Source organism: Moorena sp. SIO4G3 (assembly GCF_010692305.1).
GTDB classification, from domain to species: Bacteria; Cyanobacteriota; Cyanobacteriia; order Cyanobacteriales; family Coleofasciculaceae; genus Moorena; species Moorena producens_A.
In genome coordinates this window covers 16,077-35,094 of record NZ_JAAHIG010000055.1, presented here as the reverse complement: position 1 = coordinate 35,094, position 19,018 = coordinate 16,077, and the positions used below count along the sequence as shown (strand labels likewise).

17 protein-coding genes are annotated in these 19,018 nt (G+C 42.5%); 9 read left to right on the top strand and 8 right to left on the bottom strand.

Features of this window, described 5'->3' with window-relative positions:
* Positions 1–611: 611 nt before the first annotated feature.
* Complete coding sequence (locus tag F6J99_RS13020; RefSeq protein ID WP_293113285.1) at positions 612–1,991, bottom strand: transposase; 1,380 nt, start codon at positions 1,989–1,991, stop codon at positions 612–614.
* Positions 1,992–2,933: 942 nt separating this feature from the next.
* Positions 2,934–3,053, bottom strand: a complete 120-nt coding sequence (locus F6J99_RS45570; protein ID WP_365973236.1) for a transposase — start codon at positions 3,051–3,053, stop codon at positions 2,934–2,936.
* A 215-nt stretch (positions 3,054–3,268) separates the two neighbouring features.
* Here F6J99_RS45570 and F6J99_RS45565 point away from each other — a divergent pair, with 215 nt between their 5' ends.
* Both F6J99_RS45565 and F6J99_RS45560 read left to right on the top strand, forming a co-directional pair.
* A complete protein-coding gene (locus F6J99_RS45565; protein ID WP_365973234.1) occupies positions 3,269–3,835 on the top strand; it encodes a helix-turn-helix domain-containing protein in 567 nt (188 codons plus the stop codon).
* On the top strand, positions 3,753–4,577 hold the full coding sequence (locus F6J99_RS45560; protein WP_365973239.1) for a transposase: 825 nt from the start codon (positions 3,753–3,755) through the stop codon (positions 4,575–4,577). Before F6J99_RS45565 ends, F6J99_RS45560 begins: the two co-directional genes overlap by 83 nt.
* Positions 4,578–4,638: 61 nt before the next feature.
* On the opposite strand, the gene F6J99_RS13010 is transcribed toward F6J99_RS45560, so the two are convergent.
* From F6J99_RS13010 to F6J99_RS12985, 6 genes are all read right to left on the bottom strand, one after another.
* Positions 4,639–5,943 carry an oligosaccharide flippase family protein gene (locus tag F6J99_RS13010; protein WP_293113284.1) on the bottom strand — a complete coding sequence of 435 codons (1,305 nt, stop codon included), beginning with the start codon at positions 5,941–5,943 and terminating at the stop codon, positions 4,639–4,641.
* Between the two features lie 247 nt (positions 5,944–6,190).
* The gene (locus tag F6J99_RS13005; protein WP_293113283.1) at positions 6,191–7,081 is read right to left on the bottom strand and encodes a sulfotransferase domain-containing protein; all 891 of its coding nucleotides are present in this window, start codon (positions 7,079–7,081) and stop codon (positions 6,191–6,193) included.
* Positions 7,082–7,372: 291 nt separating this feature from the next.
* A complete protein-coding gene (locus tag F6J99_RS13000) occupies positions 7,373–8,467 on the bottom strand; it encodes a glycosyltransferase (protein WP_293113282.1) in 1,095 nt (364 codons plus the stop codon).
* Complete coding sequence (locus F6J99_RS12995; RefSeq protein ID WP_293113281.1) at positions 8,464–9,699, bottom strand: O-antigen ligase; 1,236 nt, start codon at positions 9,697–9,699, stop codon at positions 8,464–8,466. Before F6J99_RS12995 ends, F6J99_RS13000 begins: the two co-directional genes overlap by 4 nt.
* A gap of 550 nt (positions 9,700–10,249) precedes the next feature.
* Positions 10,250–11,926, bottom strand: a complete 1,677-nt coding sequence (locus F6J99_RS12990; RefSeq protein ID WP_293113280.1) for an alkaline phosphatase family protein — start codon at positions 11,924–11,926, stop codon at positions 10,250–10,252.
* 421 nt (positions 11,927–12,347) lie between these two features.
* Positions 12,348–14,579, bottom strand: coding sequence for a polysaccharide biosynthesis tyrosine autokinase (locus tag F6J99_RS12985; RefSeq protein ID WP_293113279.1), 2,232 nt, complete (start codon positions 14,577–14,579; stop codon positions 12,348–12,350).
* Positions 14,580–15,013: 434 nt separating this feature from the next.
* Here F6J99_RS12985 and F6J99_RS12980 point away from each other — a divergent pair, with 434 nt between their 5' ends.
* The 7 genes from F6J99_RS12980 (at position 15,014) to F6J99_RS12950 (ending at position 19,018) form a co-directional block, all read left to right on the top strand.
* Positions 15,014–15,649 carry a sigma-70 family RNA polymerase sigma factor gene (locus tag F6J99_RS12980; protein WP_293113278.1) on the top strand — a complete coding sequence of 212 codons (636 nt, stop codon included), beginning with the start codon at positions 15,014–15,016 and terminating at the stop codon, positions 15,647–15,649.
* The gene (locus tag F6J99_RS12975) at positions 15,646–15,981 is read left to right on the top strand and encodes a hypothetical protein (RefSeq protein ID WP_293113277.1); all 336 of its coding nucleotides are present in this window, start codon (positions 15,646–15,648) and stop codon (positions 15,979–15,981) included. The genes F6J99_RS12980 and F6J99_RS12975 overlap by 4 nt, the downstream gene beginning before the upstream one ends.
* A 49-nt stretch (positions 15,982–16,030) precedes the next feature.
* On the top strand, positions 16,031–16,237 hold the full coding sequence (locus F6J99_RS12970; protein WP_293113276.1) for a hypothetical protein: 207 nt from the start codon (positions 16,031–16,033) through the stop codon (positions 16,235–16,237).
* 21 nt (positions 16,238–16,258) lie between these two features.
* Positions 16,259–16,720: a Spy/CpxP family protein refolding chaperone gene (locus F6J99_RS12965; RefSeq protein ID WP_293113275.1), complete on the top strand. Its 462-nt coding sequence runs from the start codon at positions 16,259–16,261 to the stop codon at positions 16,718–16,720.
* A gap of 24 nt (positions 16,721–16,744) precedes the next feature.
* A complete protein-coding gene (locus tag F6J99_RS12960) occupies positions 16,745–17,077 on the top strand; it encodes a YqiA/YcfP family alpha/beta fold hydrolase (RefSeq protein ID WP_365973228.1) in 333 nt (110 codons plus the stop codon).
* Between the two features lie 386 nt (positions 17,078–17,463).
* Positions 17,464–18,696, top strand: a complete 1,233-nt coding sequence (locus tag F6J99_RS12955; RefSeq protein ID WP_293113274.1) for a transposase — start codon at positions 17,464–17,466, stop codon at positions 18,694–18,696.
* A 4-nt stretch (positions 18,697–18,700) separates the two neighbouring features.
* Positions 18,701–19,018: a YqiA/YcfP family alpha/beta fold hydrolase gene (locus tag F6J99_RS12950; RefSeq protein ID WP_293113273.1), complete on the top strand. Its 318-nt coding sequence runs from the start codon at positions 18,701–18,703 to the stop codon at positions 19,016–19,018.

The following is a 19,018-nucleotide window of genomic DNA, read 5'->3' as shown; positions in this document are numbered from 1 at the left end:
TAAATCATTTGTAAAATCAGCAAAATCTGGAATCGTTGCTGGGCAAGGGTTATAGCAATCACTTTAGCCAATATATTTCACGAATCATTTAGGACTGCTATAGTGCTACTATTCCTCTCAGTTGTTTACTGCTATAGAATTAGTCATAATCATTATCAGCACTGAATTATCATTATCCAATAACCTATATGTTCCATAAATTAGGTATATTTAAAATGTATTATTTTACTATATTTTAAATATTAGTTATACAATAAGTATGCAATTTTACCACTTTATAGTGATCATCTATATTTAAATCACTAGTTAAATACAGCTTAAACTTTTAAGCAATATCAAACCCTTTGAATAGTTCATATTTTGAAAAGATATGAATCGGAACTCCGTCGGTAATATACCCTTTTGTATTAATCGTATCAATATAGTAGTCAGGGGTTGCAATTGAGAAATTTTGGTGATGCTAGTCATACACTATAAATACTGTAGAGTCACTGGACGAACTACTTGATAAACAGGAGTACGCAAACTCTTGTAGACTAAGTATTTACCTAACTCCTACCTGCCATATTGACATCTCCCCTCCTTAAAAGAGAGGGGATTCTACAAGGTTGCTACAAGGCAGGTTGAAACCGTGCCTTTTCGCTTCTTGTCCGATATGATCTATTCAAGGATTTGAAAATGTCGTACCGGTGCGGGAGTGTCAAGGCTCCCCTACCCAGCTTGGTCAAGTCAAGACTCAACTGTCTGGCTACTTTCCTGGCAATGTTGGCTGCACCATTGCAATCAGCATTGATCAGGTACCCAAAAGAAGTTTTGTACAATCCACGTCTCACCCTTTTCCCCGACGGTTTCCATCCTTTGGGTTTTTCACCATGGCTTGGGAGGCTGTCGTCGTCTAGGTAAGACGCTTTGCTTGTGTATGCTTCTTCGGTAACTGTTAGTTTAATTCCGTACTCGGGACAAAGTTGCTTTAGTCTTTCGATCAGCCTTTTTGTGGGAATTACGACAAAATTTTGATTTCCCCGCTTTCCCATATTGGATGAATCTTTTTGGCGCTCGTTCCATCCAATAATCAGGTTTCCAACGCGATCGTTTAGACACCGATTAATGATAAATCTAGCTGCCTTATTGATCGCATCCCGCATCTGGTTATTTCGCTTTCTTTGAAAGCGATCCAGGTTTGCATCCCAGTAAAATTCAGGCTTCCCAGCTTTATACTTAGCAACTAATCTGGCATAACCTTGATTTAGGGATTTGAGCTTCCGGCCATCAATAATCAGGCTTTTTCCGTGAGTCGAAGCCCCGGTTAACCAATTATCGCCGCCATGATCAAAACTCCATGCTTGAGAGTAATCAAGGTTTGGGTTAAGGTCTACTGGTTGTTTTCCATCATCAATGACCCAGTCGATCCAAAGCTCTCCCAAATACGGGCGAACTGTCACCTCTTTTACCCAATCTGTATCTATAAAATCGGGCGGTTCTAAGGCAATTTCAGTGAGCAATTCAGGTTTGCTTTCCTTACTGATAGACGGGTAAAACAAACCTTTTTTATAGGTGAAAGCCTGTCGGGGGAAAGTAACAGCCGTCTTACCCCCTTTCTTACGGTATCTAAGAAGCTTTGGTCTATCTACCTGGCCTTTATAATAAAGCCGAACCAGCTGATTATAACTGGCAATTGATTCAGCCACGGTTTTGAGTGTTTGCTGGGCTGACTGGGCAGCCATCGCCTTGTAATGAGGGTTGTCTTTAAGGCTTTTGCAGAGTTCAGCATACTTCACAGTACACTTATAGGTCTTCCAGCCATATCGCAATTCATCGCCACGCCAGTAGGTTGTAAAGGCTTCTGATTGTTGTTCCAGCCAACTATAATGTTTTTGTTTGGAGTAATAAATGGCACAATTACATAGGCTATTCGCTTGCTCGCATTGAAATAGCCAAAAAGCATTTTCTTCATCTGAGAATGTGGCTCTTATTGGAATTGTTTTATACATGTTACTGTCACCTCCTTACCTTGTATTATAACTTATAAAGACGGATACGGCGGGCTAAACCCCGTCGCGTCTGTTTCATCCCCGGTCTAAAGACACAGGGCTCTCACATTCCCGGATATTTTGGTAGGGCGCTATAGTTGATCACTGGCTATCTTTGATTGCTTAGGAGGTTTTTCAAAAGTACGAGCAATAGCATTTCACCCAGACTTTAGTTAAAAGTCCAAGGTAGGAATTAAAAGCAAGCCAACGTCCTGATTGGCTTTGCCAGAGACTTATTGCTAGCTCTAGTTGATTCTAAGAGAATATCCGTAAAAATTATGTAAAGCTTTATTAAAGAAAGTGAAATTTCATCCTAAGTAACAGCAAATTTTTTGTGAAAATCACCCCAGGTCATGGGTAATGGTGATCTGATTAACGATTACCCATGACAAATTACCCATGAGCAATTACCTACGACCAATTACCCAACCTAAACAGGCAAGGGGTCTCCCGTTATACCCGGAGGGTTAGCGGGAGACGGGGCGTATAAAGTGCGGACGCAGGTTCCGCACCTGGTTGACTGACAAAACATTTCAGATCGATTGCTCAATAAGGGTTTCAGCACTCTCCGAGCGAGCCCTGCGAAGCCCAATAGTTGCAAGGCTTGAAGGCAAATGATCAAGCTGAAAATCTGAAGCCCAAAACGATCAATGCATAAGTGCATTTCCTGTAAGCCCTAGAACCCTTGTCTATAGAGAGTTTCAGGGTTTCGCTCCTAAACTTTTGTCAGTCAACCAGGGTTCCGCACACAGCCCCTTGGGAATTGCCTGACGGAGAATCCTGGCGCAAGGACATAACTCTTTAATTGCTCGATCGTGACGCCGCCACAGGAAGCTACAAAATAAGAACCTGTCGGTGAAAACCTTTTTGTCTGGTGTCAAACTGTTTTAAGTAATCAGAAAATCAGTAACGAATTAATCTACTGGTCACAGTCTTTATATTTGCTATTAACTTGACTGGAGCGACTTTAGGGTTAAGGTCAACAAGCAGGTGGATGTGATCAATCTCTCCGTTGAATTCCACGCTTATTACAGTCCCAGAATGACGCAAGTGTCAGAACAGATTTGCTTCAACCTGTTCGCGCAGCGGAGGCCGTAGGCCACATCAAAATTTGATCTGATCTGACTTATCGTCTGTATTTGGTTAATAGTACAATGTGTACAGTAAAACGATATACCGACCTGTTTTTTTTGTGTAGTTGCCTTTCATTCCTATTCGATAAATGCTACACTAAAAACATGATACTCACTTACTGCTACCGGCTCAAGCCAAGTCCTGAACAAATTGTCACCATGGAAAGGTGGCTCGAATTGTTGCGCCGCCATTGGAATTACGCTTTGGGACAACGACTTGATTCGCTTCGTCGAACCCGTTGTCCGATTGATAGGTGTAGCGTGAGTTATGAGCCAATTGGTGAAATTCCAGAACTGGTAAATTACTACACTCAACAGGCAGCGCTCAAGGAAACTAAGCGGTTATTTCCTGAGTACAAAAAAATTTATGCAGAGACTCAACAAGTTAACTTGCAACGTCTCAATAAGGCTTGGGATAAATGCCTAAAACCTGATGCCAATGGCAAGCGTGGAGGTAGACCTAGGTTTAAAAAACCTGGAAAACTTCGCTCGTTTGTTTTTCCTAGAATTAACAGTCCCAAAGCAGGAGCACATCTGGTTGATGGTGTTTTAAAACTGAGTCGGATTGGGTCAATTCCTGTTGTGATGCATCGCCCATTACCTGAAGTGCGAAGCTTGCCCGAAGGGCGTAGGATTTACTATACAGCAATGCACTGTAGTCAAAAAGGCTGATGGTTGGTATTGTTGTATCTCGATGAAAGATGATACTGTGCCGGAGATTTTACCAGTGGACTCGATCAAGTCTGCTGTGGGAATCGATGTTGGCTTGGAGAAATTTCTAGTTACATCTGACGGTGAAGCGGTACCTATTCCACAGTTTTACAGAAAAGCTCAGGGCAAGCTAGCTCAGGCGCAAAAAGTGATGTCGCGTCGTGTCAAAGGTTCTAAAAACTGGAATAAAGCTAAACACAAAGTAGCTTTAATGCACCTTCATTTGAGCCGATGCAGAAAAGAATTTCATTATCAGGTTGCTCATTGGTTGTGCAGTAAGTACGACCATCACGCTCACGAAAACTTAAATATAAAAGGTCTTGCTAGAACCAGATTGGCTAAGTCAATAAATGATGCAGCTTGGGGAGCATTTCTGGAGATATTACAAGCAGTAGCGGTAAAACGCGGTTTGTTAGTTCAGGAAGTCAACCCACGTGGCACAAGTATTGAGTGCTTTAACTGTGGCTCTAGGGTCGAAAAAAGTTTAGGCGTTCGCGTTCACTGTTGTTCTAGTTGTAACGTTAAAATTGACCGTGACTGGAACAGTGGGATTAATATTTTAAATCGTGGATTATTGGCGGTTGGACTGCCGCTCAATGGCTGTGGTAAATCGGCACAGGATGTCGTTCGCGAAGGGTCGGCTTCCGCCGAGGAACAGCAAGTCTCATACGTGAGTTTGAGAAGCCCACATCATAATCTTTGATTTGATGTGGGAGTAGTCACGAATCTTAGGTTACATCCCTCTTAGAGAAAGGAGAGAAAGATTAATGTTCCGATTCTTGAAGGCGCTTGGTTCTGGTCACCTCTTGTCGATATAAGACAAACACTAATAGCCATAAGCTGAGCATCCTCAAGGAATCTGAGGTTAAACTTGACCAGGCAGCTCCCTTCCATGAATACAGAGGAATTAACCAAAGGTTTAACGAAAAGTTCAACAGAGCTGCCGTTACTTGTATGCTACTACGCAACCCTTGAAATCCAGCACCAGTCAGGGTGTCGGCTGCAAAAAACTGCATGGCTTTAAAAAACGGTATCGGTGCTAACCAACGTAAGGCATTGACTACCTCACTATAGTCTTCACCTATGATGTAGGGTACGATTGGAGCCGAGATAAACAACCCGATACCAGCAGCTATTCCGTACATACCAGCAATTGGTGATAGACGCTTGGACAGATTGAGACTTCCTCCGATGCCAGCGGCTCCCTGCTGAAAAAACTTGGCATAGGCAGCCGCTAACATAGATTGTACAGGGACAAATGCCACATCAATTAAACGGTATGCAGCAGCATATATACCTGTAGCTTGTAATGTAGAAAGACGCGCCAGCATAGTTTTATCTACATTGTTGTTAACCGTTTCAGCACAAAGGTTGACAGAAAAGTAGAATCCCTGAAGCATCTCCGGCTTGATCTTTGATATGGCCAATTTAGGAGTTCCTAACATCCGATGTACCATCAGAAATCCAACCCCAGCTGCTATTGCTGTACTAGCCATATATAAAGCTGCCCAAACTACAATATCTGATGTCTGAAAGAAGCTGACAAAACACAGTGTTGCCACTAAGTTTTTTAGACTAAGTAAAAAATGAATCTGGGCGGTGTACTTAAGCTGACTGACTGCGATAAATGCCTGACCAGCAGTGGCTAAAATTTTCAAAAAGAGTAAGTCAGACAAAAATACCAAAAATATTAGCAGGGGCGAGGTTTCTTCAGGTAAAATCCCTGGAGCTATAAGCATAACTAAGGCAATTAGTAAGCCACTAGAGGTAAAAACCATCAATAGCGCATTGCCCCAGTATTCCTTGAATAATGCTCGGTTTCTAGAGACATTTTTAATTAAAACATCTCCACTCCCCCAGGTAGCAAAAGGCGATATAATCGCCGCTAAAGCCGTCAAACTAGCAAACAGACCATACTGTTGAGCACCGAGGGTACGAGCAATTATCACGAAGTAGGCGGCTTGGACAATCATCTTCAGAAATTTAGCCAATAGCATCCACAACGTGTTACGTACTAGGGATTTATGAAATATGCCAATGAGCCTGGATTTGAGGGATTGAAAATTCATATTAAGTAGTTTATATCATACCTTTTTGCTGCTAGGATTTCCTGGCAAATTGATCATTGATCGAAAATTATCTCTGATTACCCAGACTAATAATACAATCAGCGAGGTGGTATGAATTATACCAAGTTGCCATCGAAGATATTACTCTAAAAGTTAGCATCATAATACCTCTGAAGGCAACTTATGTATTATCTGATTTATCCCTGCTTAGATGGCTAATTTTTCATTATCCTCACCCTGAGGCTGACTAGCTGCTTAGTCCCACTAATTCTTTGCTATACCATGGCGATATCTCCCGCCCCAATAATTTGAAGAGCTTTTGATTATCATTGGCATAGATGGTGTAGAGTTTTTGAATCGCTGATGGACTGGGGCGAAGCTTTTGGTGTTGTAAGGGTAAGCGTTGATCAACACGATTGATAACGCCGCGCATAAACGGGAAACGGGCTCCCAAATAACGAGCAATTGGTGAACTAGTGCTTTGATGGACTTTCTTAGACTTTTTACTAAAATCAAAGGAAGAATCTATGTCAAGGAATTCACAAACTTTTTTCATAGAATCCTCTGAATTTTGAGCAATGTCTTCTTCAAAGACTAGAATTAGCATTTGCTTAGGATCGAAGTAGTCATAGTAGCTTTGCAGTTGGCGATAATATCGTCCCATATCGATGATGCCATAGCGCTCAACTAGGGATTGTTTATGACCAACTAATAGCTCATCAAGGTCATCATTCAGAGATATAGCTCCATTTTTGATAAAGTGATTCACAGCAGCAATGGCTCGTTCAACTGGATTTCTTAGGACTACAATAAATTTGGCTTCAGGCAATGTCTCGTAGATCAGCCGATGGGAATATGGAATTTCTTCGAGAGGGTCATAGTAGACTTTACCCTGGGCATCAGGTAATGGGTCGATCCATAAGTAATTAGGGGTTTTTTCTCCAATCGCTTTTTCCCCATTAACATCAGCAAAGTGTTGTTTATACCATTCAATACCTTGGTTGAGATTATACCTTTTATTAAAGTAATGAATCTCATCGCTAGGTATAAATACCTCAGGATGTTCCCTGAGATTATGGGATAACCAGGTAGTTCCAGCCTTTTGGGCTCCAATGATTAAAAAGTTCGGTAAAGTCACTAACAACTCTCTCGTAATATAGCACTGCTATTTCGCCGTTAATTCTACCTATATAAAAATCTACAAAACAATTGACTATATTGCTGATTATCCTAAGTAATTTGGCTGATTTTCTTGACTAATACATAGACTCCAATATAGGGTAGGTATAGGGATGATTTTATATATTAAGAGAATAATGTTAATATGGGATACTGAACTAATTAGCTAATAAATTACTTATTTTCCCATTATATTGGGAGTTAGTGCTACCCACATAATACCAATGAGTTTAGCTCTCCTGACCATGAGTTAAGAAGTCAATTTTTTATAGGTCAATAGGCGTCTTACTCTGCGGATTATTTTCAATAGCCATAGAATAATTGTAGGACGAGATGCTGAACAAAGGAGCCAATATATTACTGGTTTTACTATACTATGGGGCATTATTCCTACCCACAGAAACCAATGACTCCAGAGGATCTTTTTTTGCAAATTAAATTTAGAATATTTCCAGATTGACCAATATCCTTTGTAAGCTAAAACTAAAGGAGAATCAGAAGCAAAAGGATGATGGTAAGGATCTAGCCGTAAAGAAGCGATACGGTGAATCAAATGATTGGGGTCACGAACGCTAAAATCTGGGCATACGTGATAGCCTAACTCAGTCGCCTTGCGTACTAAATAGTTATACTTGATGAAATCATGGTTGATAGACCGACGGAACCGTTCAATGGGAATGGTTCCCTTAGAAAAAGCCCACAAATTATTCCCATGTTGTCGGTATGCCCCAAGGGGTTTTTCAATCGATACCACTTGCCCATAAAATGGGTTCAGGGTGACTAGATAACCATCAGCAGCTATGGTAAATTCGGATTCGGGTATAGGCAAAATTTGAGCTAGTGTTGACCGTGCAAAACTATTGCCACTGGTTACAGTACTGCTGTACTTTCCCTTCTCCAACAAAATTGACCAAACGGTGCCACTATCAAATTTTATGTCTGGAGCTGGATGGATACCAATGAATTCACTAAGGGCATTGACCAACTCTAAACGATATTGCACCTGGACTACCCCTGGTTTCCAAACGGCTACCACTTCGGACACCGCATTAGGGAATAAGTAATCATCAGCATCTAAAAAAATTACAATCTCCCCACGGCTGACATAAAAACCGGCATTGAGCGCCGATGCTTGCCCAGCATTTTTTTTGAGGATAGGAATAATTTGGTCACCGTAGCTAGTGATAATATCATGAGAGTTGTCAGTGGACTCATCATCCACCACAATGACTTCGGTATTTGGATAAGTCTGACTCAGGCTACTGTCAATTGCTTGAGGTAGAAACTGACCGTAATTGTAGTTGTTGATGACAATACTGACTAATAACTGAAAGTTTTCATTCATTTCAATATGTTTTGTTGTCGCTCTAATGGAATAAGCACCGAAAGAGCTACAGATGTGTAGAGTACCCAAAAGATATTGTTTTGTATCATCACTGACGTCTCTGTGATATTGGCTAACACGGTATAGGTTAAGAACAATAATGGCCAGAGATTCTCTGATGTTTTACTTACACGGAGCCAAGCAATAGCTCTTAGTAAACTAAAACTAAATCCAATTAGGTAGATTGATACTCCCAAGATTCCTAAAGCTAGCCATAGGTCGAGCAAGCCGTTGTGGGCGTTGGGAGCTGGCCACAATACTGCACGCCAGACATAGGCAGATTCACCATTAAAGCCATTCCAGAATGAACCATAGCCATAACCGAGCCACGGCTGTTTATCAATCATGTCCAACACGAAGGGCCATAGCTCTGTACGACCGGTTAAGGTAGCATCTTTACCAATTGCACCTAGCAAAGCGTCTGCATTATCTAACAACCAGATTAAGACGCTGCCTCCGAATGTTGTCATGGCAAATATAGCCGGAATCAGTAGGTCATATCGCCACCGTAACATCCGGTATAGATATAGAGAGAATAACATAATTATAAGACTAACCAGTGCAGTTTTTGAAGTGGTAAATAGTAAAAGAATTACGGCAAAGCCAAACCCCCCCCACAAGAGTAAATTATTTTTTTTGCCCCGAATAGCCAGGAGCAAAAATACGACTGCACTGGGCACCATTACTTTGCCAAGAACATTTTTATGGACGTATATTCCTCGCCAAGTTCCAGCATGAACTCCCCCCATAATCCCGTATTTCGGCAGAGCCACAATAAACATAAAACTGAGCAATATTGCTACTCCGAATGCCCAACCCAGCATTTCTAGCTGTTCTTTCATGGTGTAGCGGCTGGCGAGGTAAACACCAAACAATGTTGTGCCAATTAGGGCAACAGCACGGTTGATAGTCGTTGTTGGTTCAGAAGACCATAAAACAGATACTACTGCTATCCCCACCAACAGACTGAGCCATCTATCTTTACTGAGGAGATAAAGTACTTTTTTCCACCGTAATGTTAGGAGGAAAAAGGTAACGAGATAAATTAATACGAACAGCAATCTACTGAGGGAGGAATCAAATTCTTGTATGACATCCCCCTCACTTCTGCCTCCTGATAAAATTACAGTAAGTACTCCTCCTGAATAGAGCACCAAGGAAACAGTCGTGAAAATTGGTTCAAAAAATGCCAACAGTTTTCTCATCAACCCTGGCTTATAGGTAAAACTTGTAGGTGTAATATTTCAGGCATAGTATTATATGCAAAAAGTTACTATTTCAGAACATATATCATGTTTTGAGGCTTTTTTGTGGTATAATGAAAGTACCAATATCACCGTAGCAAGCTGACGGGTTAAGCAATAGGCAAGGTACGGCGGGATTATGGCATTTCAACACTCTGATATTGGTTGACTTCAGAGGTTTTGGGTAAACCCTGACCTAAGAGTACTAATACTCCTGAACTTGATATTAAGCAGTGATCCTGTTCTACAGGAGCTTACTTTAGACAAAAATTGTTTTATTAGATAACATGTATACAAAACCTGATCTAAATCTGCAATTGTCGGATTTCAATGGGTCAATCCTATAGTTGCTAATTAAGGCAATGGATGACATTTTTTCAAGTTAGTAGCATCTGGCCAGGTAAGAGTGAATCTACACCCTTAAACCGGCTGAATCTAAGAGGCTTAGGAATTCCCCAGATAGGTAAACTAAACCCTATCCCTAGGGTTGATTTATATCTCAGGCTGAGATGGAAAAAGTCGGACTAAGTAGAGATTTGCCATCAAAGTAGTCGGGAATCGGTGCTCCCATCAACGTCAAGATGGTTGGGGCTATATCTACAGGATGAGCCTCTGGCAAACTAGAACCTGGGGTAATTCCTGGTCCGCTTGCCATCAAAAAGCCTCTGGCTCGGTGACCACCAGGACGATTATAGGTAATTGGACCAATGCGTCCCACATCAGGACTATCCACTACATCTGTGGGACACTCGTGCCATACGACTACTAGGTCAGCATCTGGCAGTTTGGGGTTATCATCTGTGGCTACGTTATGGGTGCGCACTACTTGTTTAACTAATGGTTCTCCTGTCCTGCCATCGGTAAGGCGATAAAGGAAGTCTGTTAGGTTATCGCACAGAGCATCATACTCGGAAGGCTCAACAATACCATCTCGTTCCCGTCCTTTGAGGTTGATGCGAATATGTCCATCAGCAAAGGCGGGTAAAGCAAAGGCTTTCATCTTGGGCCACAGGGGAGTATATAGAGTAGCTGGCATCCAACCCAATTGCACCTTGTGCTTCATGAGGGGATAAGGGGAGAGTAAACCGTGCTGGCCAGATTGTAAAAAGGCTTTATGGGTCCAGGTGTTGAACAACTGCTTAATGGGATTGGGTTCATAAATCTTTCGCCATACTTCCCCTGGCCAAGAGTTGCGGATTGGACGAGTAATTGGTGCTGGGGGAGTGACTCCGATTTTGCTGGGAGTAATGGCATATTTGCCAGGGAAGTTATACCGATAGAGCAATTCTGGCAGGAACATCATGCTCATCAAATCAGTAACATTGGCAGCCATGCCATGAACTGCGAAACATAAGATATAGGCATCCTTAGGGGCAGCAGCGAGAATTTTTGCGATCGCATCATCCACCGCTTCAAAGATTTTCAGCATGGGGTCTCCAGCCTTACCATTCTTTTTGCTCTGGTAAGGGTAGAGCTGGTGATCTGCTTGGCTGCGGTCCCACAGGTCATGACCAGCACTGTGAGTTTCACCGAAACCGGTCACGAACAAGTCCCACGGTTCACGCTGAAGTAAATCCCGACAAATCTCTGAGCGGGTGGAGATACTTGTTTTTAGAGCTTCCTGAATCCATTTAAAATAAACTGGATCCCACCAGCGACCATTATCTTTATGGAGCACTGGGTTTTTGCCGTATTGGGCAATAATATTGGGCAATAATTCCGGCGGTTGGGAATGGCTTGGCACAAAGGGATAATGTCCCCCCCAACCCAAAATTTGTAAGCCATTAATTTGATCTGACAGTGCTGATACTGGTACATCAAAGGCAGCAACCCGGTAGTCATCACCTAAGGCATAAAAGGGATTATATTCTTTATAATCGTATCCACTATAAACTTTGTCGCAGACTACTTTATAAGTGTCTGGATAGAATTTTATGGTATCCCAAAAACCGGTTTTATCTGGTAAACAACCGGTAGAAAACATCACCCACAAGGGTTCGGTGGAGGAAAATTCAACTGTCTTATTATTGTTGTAGTTAACCGTATTGTTAAGGCGACCATAGATTCCTTCTTGCCGTATTTTGTTGAGGGTCTTCAGATGTCCTTGGGACATCCACTTCTCTAACAAGACGGGGTCAGCTGCATCCAGTCCAATCGCAATTACAGGGGTTTTCATGGTAGTTATTATAGTATACCAAAGGGAACAGGGAACAGGGAACAGGGAACAGGGAGTAGGGAGTAGGGAGTAGGGAGTAGGGAGTAGGGAGTAGGGAGTAGGGAGTAGGGAACAAAAATTATCACAATTCCTACACGGATTGGTGTAGTTATTTAATAAGTTATCTAAAATTAAAGCTTATTTGAATTGGTTTAATAACCATCATCTTATGGATGGAGCGGATAATTAGTAATTGCCATTAGTAATTTGTCTTGGTTATTGATGATTATTTCGTTGAGGATTAGCCATAATTAATTATCCATTTACCAAAATATAGCTACGATTTTTTTATTGATTAGCTGGATACTTATTGCTTAGCTTGATTTGATATATTGAAAACTTTTACACTCATAATTTGAGAGTCATAAGTCATAGTTTTGAATCATTTCCGGGAAACATTCGAGGTTTTTTTAGTCTGAGCTTGACGCTGTGCCAATCTTCTGACTGAGCCATGATGGAAGTATTCCTGTGATTGGTAAAAGTAACCAATCGATTCATCTTTTTGAATGACACCATTAGCCACCAAACCCAAAACCGTCTGACCGGAACTATCTAACATTTGTTTAGCCACATTAGCATTAGCGAAATCCAGAACACCTGGTCGAGCCACCAACAACATGCCATCAGTCATTGGATTTAAGCAAAGGGCATCAGCAGTCAGAAGTAAGGGTGGGGCATCAATAATCACAAAGTCATATTGGGTTGAAAATTCTTGAATCAGGGAAGCCATTTGCTTAGAATCCAGGAGTGCCAAAGGATTAGGAGGCATTACTCCAGCGGTGAGAATATCAAGATTTTCCATAGCTTGACAGATGGCAAGCTCTAGAGGCACTTCACCAATCAGTACTTGGCTCAAACCAGCCACATTCATTACTTGCCAAATATAATGCTGACAGGGGTGACGCATATCGGCATCAATCAGCAAGACCCGACGCCCCAGTTGAGCCATAGCAGCGGCCAAGTTTGCTGATACCGTAGATTTGCCTTCTTTGGAAACGGAGCTAGTGACTACAATAACTTTAGGTGGGTGATCAGACTTGAGAAATTTCAGATTCGCTTGAATCATCCGGTAGACTTCACTCACCATGGAATGAGGCTGGTCTCTTACCGGCAATTCCCCTCCAAAGAATAGGTCATCCCGACGACGGGAGAGCTTCTTGTGCTTGAAAACTGGAATCACCCCTAGCACAGGATATCTTAATAACTGCTTGACTTCTTTGAGAGTTTTGATGGAGCGGTCTCTCATTTCCAAGAGCAAGATAGCAGTCGTGGCTAGTGTGACCCCCAACATCACCCCTAGAGCCAACACCTTTAATTTCTTATCACCTAAAGGCTTTTTAGGAACTATTGCTGGCTCAATGATGCGAGCATTAGCGGTATCTTGGTTTTCTGCGACCTTTAATTCATTGAGATTTTTCAACAGGGTTTCATAGGTCAAGCGGGCAGCTTGGACTCGTTGTTCGAGCTGCTGCTGAGTTTGCTCCAACCGAGGCAGAACATTGACCCGTTGTTCATAGCCAATTCTAGCCTTAGCAAGAGTTGCTAAGCCTTCTGCTAAACTTCGACGTTTGACTTCTGATTCAATAAAATCGTTAATCAGTTTTTGTTTGAGCTGGTCAACTTCTAAAAGCCCTTGAGTAATTTGTATCTGAGTATTAGCCAGACTCTGAGAGCCTAGTATTTGATTAATCTGCTGTTGTAAATGACCTGTGAGGGAGCGTTGCTGCTTGGTCAGCCGAATCATGATCGGGTGATTTTTACCGTAACGATTTCTCCCAACGGCTAATTGCCGCTCAACCTCTTGCAGTTCTTGGAGTACCCCCTGTACGGAAGTAGACTGACTCAGGGCACTGATAGCTATTGCCTGCTGGGGATTAAGACCAACCTGGTTTCTCAAGCCAGCAGCTTGGGCATTGGCTTCTTCAAGTTGAGCTTGAACTGTGGTAATTTGGCTGTCTAAGTCAGCCATCACCGCTACCAAAGACCGGGCTTCTTCTGTGAGGGATACAACCTGATTGCGTTCTTTAAATTGGCGTAGAGCAGCTTCTGCTTGCCTGACATTGGCTTCACTTTGAGGAAGTTGGTTAGTAATAAACTCACGGGCTTTTGCTGCTTCCGACTTTTTGGATAGGATCTGATTCTCTATATAAAGCCTCATTAATTGATTGATCACCGCCGCCCCTTTGTCTGAGTTGTTACCCTTGTAGGAAAGCCTAACCACATCGGTACCACCCACAATTTTGATAGTGAGCCTTCTTTTGAGGGCTTCCGGTTCCAAAGGTAGACCTTCGTTATCAGTGAGGTTGAGTTGATCAATGATCTGTTGCAGAAGCGGGTGGGAGTAAATCACCTCAACTTCAGTACTCAGAGGGTTCTGGGCATCAACCAGAGGGCGTAACTGGTCAATTTCTTCCCCCAACCCAGTCAAGAAAGCGGTTCGGTCTATCTTAAACAGTAGTTTTCCTTCAGCTTCATAGGAAGGCTTAAGAAATAAGGTAGACCAGGCTGCTGAGATAACTGTAAATAGGAAAATAGCAACCGCTGGCAACCAACGACGTTTCAATAGTAGTAAGTATTGGCTAATATCGATATCTATAGAACTTCTAGACTCCATAAGTTCTTAAGGGACTCCCCCTCGGTAGATTGCACAATCAAATAATTTTTGGTATTGGTGCAGATTAGCTACCAAACCTGCCATCCGTCAGATGCAACCTATATATATGGAAATAATAATAAAAGTTAATCATATCAAAGGTAACTCGACATTAAAGACTTGGTAAAGATCTGCAAATTTTCCGTGCTTCTTGTGACCATAATACGGTCAAGGGGCTGACCGGGTGTCGGCTATAGGAGCAACGGGGGTACGGTTTGGCCACCGATTGTTGTGTCAGTAAGACCAGGAATCCCTAGAGCTGTTGACTCTTCTATCTTTTGACCTAACCCAAACCTGGTCACCCTACCCCACCTAGTTCCATTCTTGGCGAAACTTTTCCCAGATTGAACCATTCTGTTAGCCAGTGAGTCTAAATAACATCGGAAAACAAAGCGGTGAGGGAGAACCCAGAGTTGTCAGTCAGATCAGCCCAGGCTTCCAAAGAAGATTCTGCTGCTGCAAAAACAACCAGCACAGACACAGAGTTGGTATTGCAGTGCCAACAGGGCAACCAGCAGAGTTTTCGCCAACTATACCGACGCTATCAGCAGCGCGTCAGGTCAACTATCTATCAGTTATGTGGTGCTTATGCCCTTGATGATTTAGTACAAGAGGTGTTCCTACGAGTTTGGAAAGGCTTACCAAAACTGCGGCAACCCTCACAGTTCTCCACCTGGCTTTACCGCATCTGCTGGAATGTGGCATCGGATCAAAGGCGCAATTTGCAACGGCAACGTGCTTTAAACCTTCAACTTCCAGAGGACACAGCTGATCTACCCCTAAAAAATGCCAAATCCTCCTACACTCCTGATCTTATGCAGTTGCACTATCAGGACATGATTCAAAAAGGAATGCAACAGCTGAGCTTGAACCATCGTGCTGTGCTGGTGCTACATGATTTAGAGGATTTGCCACAAAAGGAAGTTGCTAAAATTTTGGGCATAGCTCTCGGAACGGTTAAGTCTCGTCTTTTCCACGCTCGAACTTCCCTACGGAAATATATCATCCAACAACAAGGAGAGATGCCATGACTCAGTTTCAACCTGATGACGAACAATGGCAAGCATTTCTGCGCCAACATCGACCTACTCCTCCACCAGCAGCATTTGACTTGGAGGAACGAGTTATCAATGCGATCGCATTATCCCCACCGCCTAGTCGTAAACCAGAGCTTTGGTTACTTCCATCAGCCATCGCTGTTGGTTTACTGATGGCTTGGAGTGGTTACCGCACCCACAATTTAACCACTCTAGAAGCTTTCTTAGAGAAAAATTGGCATGGAGTTGTGGGAGAGACATCGGTGAGCAATGTCATTCATACTCCACCAGCTGATTGGATGATCTTAGCCAATACTGGACAATAAATGAAATAGTAGGAACCATCACCTCAGGATCACCTATAGAGGATAAGGTTTGACCTGTCAAAAGGTTTGCTCTAGCCAACGGCTGTGGCAAGGGAAAAGTGGGTTTTTAACCTTCAATCTACCCTACGGGAAGGCCAAGGGCGAACAACCGTCAACCGTCAACCGTCAACCGTCAACCTTCAACCGTCAACCGTCAACCGTCAACCTTCAACCTTCAACCTTCAACCTTCAATATTTCTTACAAACTTTAAATTAAAGACATTTATAGGTAACTTCCATGCTGTTACGTCCAGGTTATATTTTGTCAATTCTCATGGTTACCCTGACTGGCTGCACTGCTGTAGCTAATTCCAACCCTGTAACCTCTCAATTGATTCCCAGCCCTGAGGGTCAACAACACCCAAAATCGAGTAAGCATAGGTTAATGAGGCAACTCAAGCTCAACCAGGTGCAAAGGCAGCAGCTAAAAGCTATTAAGCTAGAGTATGAAGAATCCATTATAGATCTTCGCCAGGAAGTAAGTCAAGCGAAGCTGACATTAAGTGAGTTGATGGTGGGTACAGCTGACAGAGAAACTATCCGCACTCAATACCAACAGGTTCAACTATTGAACCGGCAGCTAGGAGAGTTACACTTTGAGAGTATGTTGCAGATGCGAGAGGTGATGACTCCTGAACAACGCATCCAGTTTGCTCAATTCATGAGACAGCGCCGCCAGCAAAACCCTCTATCAAATTAGGGAGAACCACAAAGGACAAGGATTTTGAGATTTATCTATCTACACGGTTTTGCATCTAGCCCTGAATCAGCCAAGGGGGTGTATCTACAGCAAGCGTTTGCTGGCCTCAATGTCTCTCTAACAATTCCTGACCTTAATCAAGATGACTTTACTCATTTAACAATAAGTCGCCAGATTAGTCAAGTGGCAGCATTACTGCCTTTAGATGGAACACCAGTCACGTTAATCGGTTCTAGTTTGGGTGCTTTTACCGCTGCAAACCTAGCACAAAACAATCCACAAATCAAGAGACTGGTTCTACTAGCACCAGCATTTGGCTTCCTTGACCATTGGTTGCCCAAATTAGCTGTCCGGTAAAAGAAGCCCCACATCTCAATCCGTAAGGATGAGTGTTTAAAGTTACCGTAAGGATAGTGGAGCCTTTACAGGCGACAGACTATGCAGAGAAGGGTTAAAAATTATTAATTAAGGCTCCACTATCCTAAGGTTTCGTCTCCAGGGATGAATTTTACACAGAGTCTTCTGGGATAGGGAAGCGAGCTATCAAGCTTCTAAGTAGTTCAGATGAGGTCATCCCCCTGGGATTGACCGTAGGTCACGCGGGGCGCGTTCGGCCTCCTGTTTTAATTGTCGTTTCTCAAAATCAGTCAACCTAATCATCACTGTTTTATCTTTTATTTTGTATTAACATATGTTAAAACGTGTGTTACTATTATGGTAGGTCGATAAGCAGGAGATGACAAGTGAGAGCAGCGTATCAGTACAGACTCAGACCAACTAAATCGCAGATTGCCAAGATAGAGAAATGGTTGGATATGTTACGCCACCAATACAACTATTTATTAGCTGACCGATTTAACTGGTATGAACAAAACTGTTGTCCAGTAAATTATTGTCCTCTTGTTTGTCATCTACCGGAGTTAAGAGACAAGCCCGAATACTTCTCGCAAAAGAAATCTTTGCCTGACTTAAAGAAGGATAGGCCGTGGTACGGAGAGATTCATTCTCAAGTCTTGCAGGATTGCGTTAAAAGGGTAGACCTGTCTTTTAAGCGGTTCATTAAAGGGGATTGCAACGGTAACAAAAGTGGAAAACCGAGATTTAAAGGTAAAAATAGGTACAAGTCTTTTACTTTTCCATCTCTTTCTAAGGAACCGGTAAGCGGGGACATCTTGACTTTGCCTAAGTTTGGGAAAATCAAGATGATTTATCATCGACCTATTCCAGAATGCTTCAAGATTAAGACAGCAACAATAACCAGAAAAGCTGATGGTTACTACGTTACACTGTCAATTCAAAATGATTCTGTTCCGGACATAATTCCAATAGATAAGGTCACTAATCCTGTCGGTATTGACATGGGACTCAAATCTTTCTTGATTAAGTCTGATGGTACAGATATCCCTATTCCTCAATATTACAGGAAAGCTCAAAAGCGACTCAAAAAAATCCAAAAAGCTGTTAGTAGATCCAAGAAAGGTAGTAACAACCGAAAGAAAGCTGTAACTAAATTAGGGAAAGCTCACAAAAAGGTTGCTGACACCAGAAAAGACTTTCATTTTAAAACAGCGAAGGGATTACTAGATGACCACGACCTAGTCGCTCACGAAAAACTCAATATCAAAGGTTTGGCCAAAACAAAAATGGCTAAGTCAGTTTTAGATGCTGGCTGGGGACAATTCCTGTCTATCTTATCAACCAAAGCCGAAAATGCTGGGTTGGTTACAGTTGCGGTGAATCCCCGAAATACTAGCCAAAATTGCTCTAATTGCGGCAAAAAAGTACCGAAAAAATTAAAAGACCGCATCCATTCTTGTCCTCATTGTGGTTACGTGGCTGACAGGGATGTAAATGCGGCAATTAATGTATTGAATTTGGCGGTGGGGCATCCCGTCAGCAGTAAAGCTTTCCGAGTATCCGAACCAATGGGTGGAGTTGGAAAGAAGCCTACACTGAACCTGAAAAGGTCAGTGTAGGAGTATGTCACGAGCAGAACAGCTCAATCAGTGGCGCTCCGACGGATATCTAGACATTTACCATTACCGAGAAAACCGAAAGCTGCCCTTACACTACCAGTTTGTAGAAGATGCCCGTCATTATGAGGGTTTGGAGCTAGGGCGACAAGTACCTACTCTGATTCTACATGGGTGCGATGATGACGTGATTCCTATGATCGCGAGTCGTGATTATGCCAGTACCCGCCCTTGGGTGCAATTGGTTGAATTGGAGAGCGATCATGGTTTGCGGGATGTGATGGGGTTAATTTGGGCAGCAGTTCGGGAATTTTGTGATCTTTAG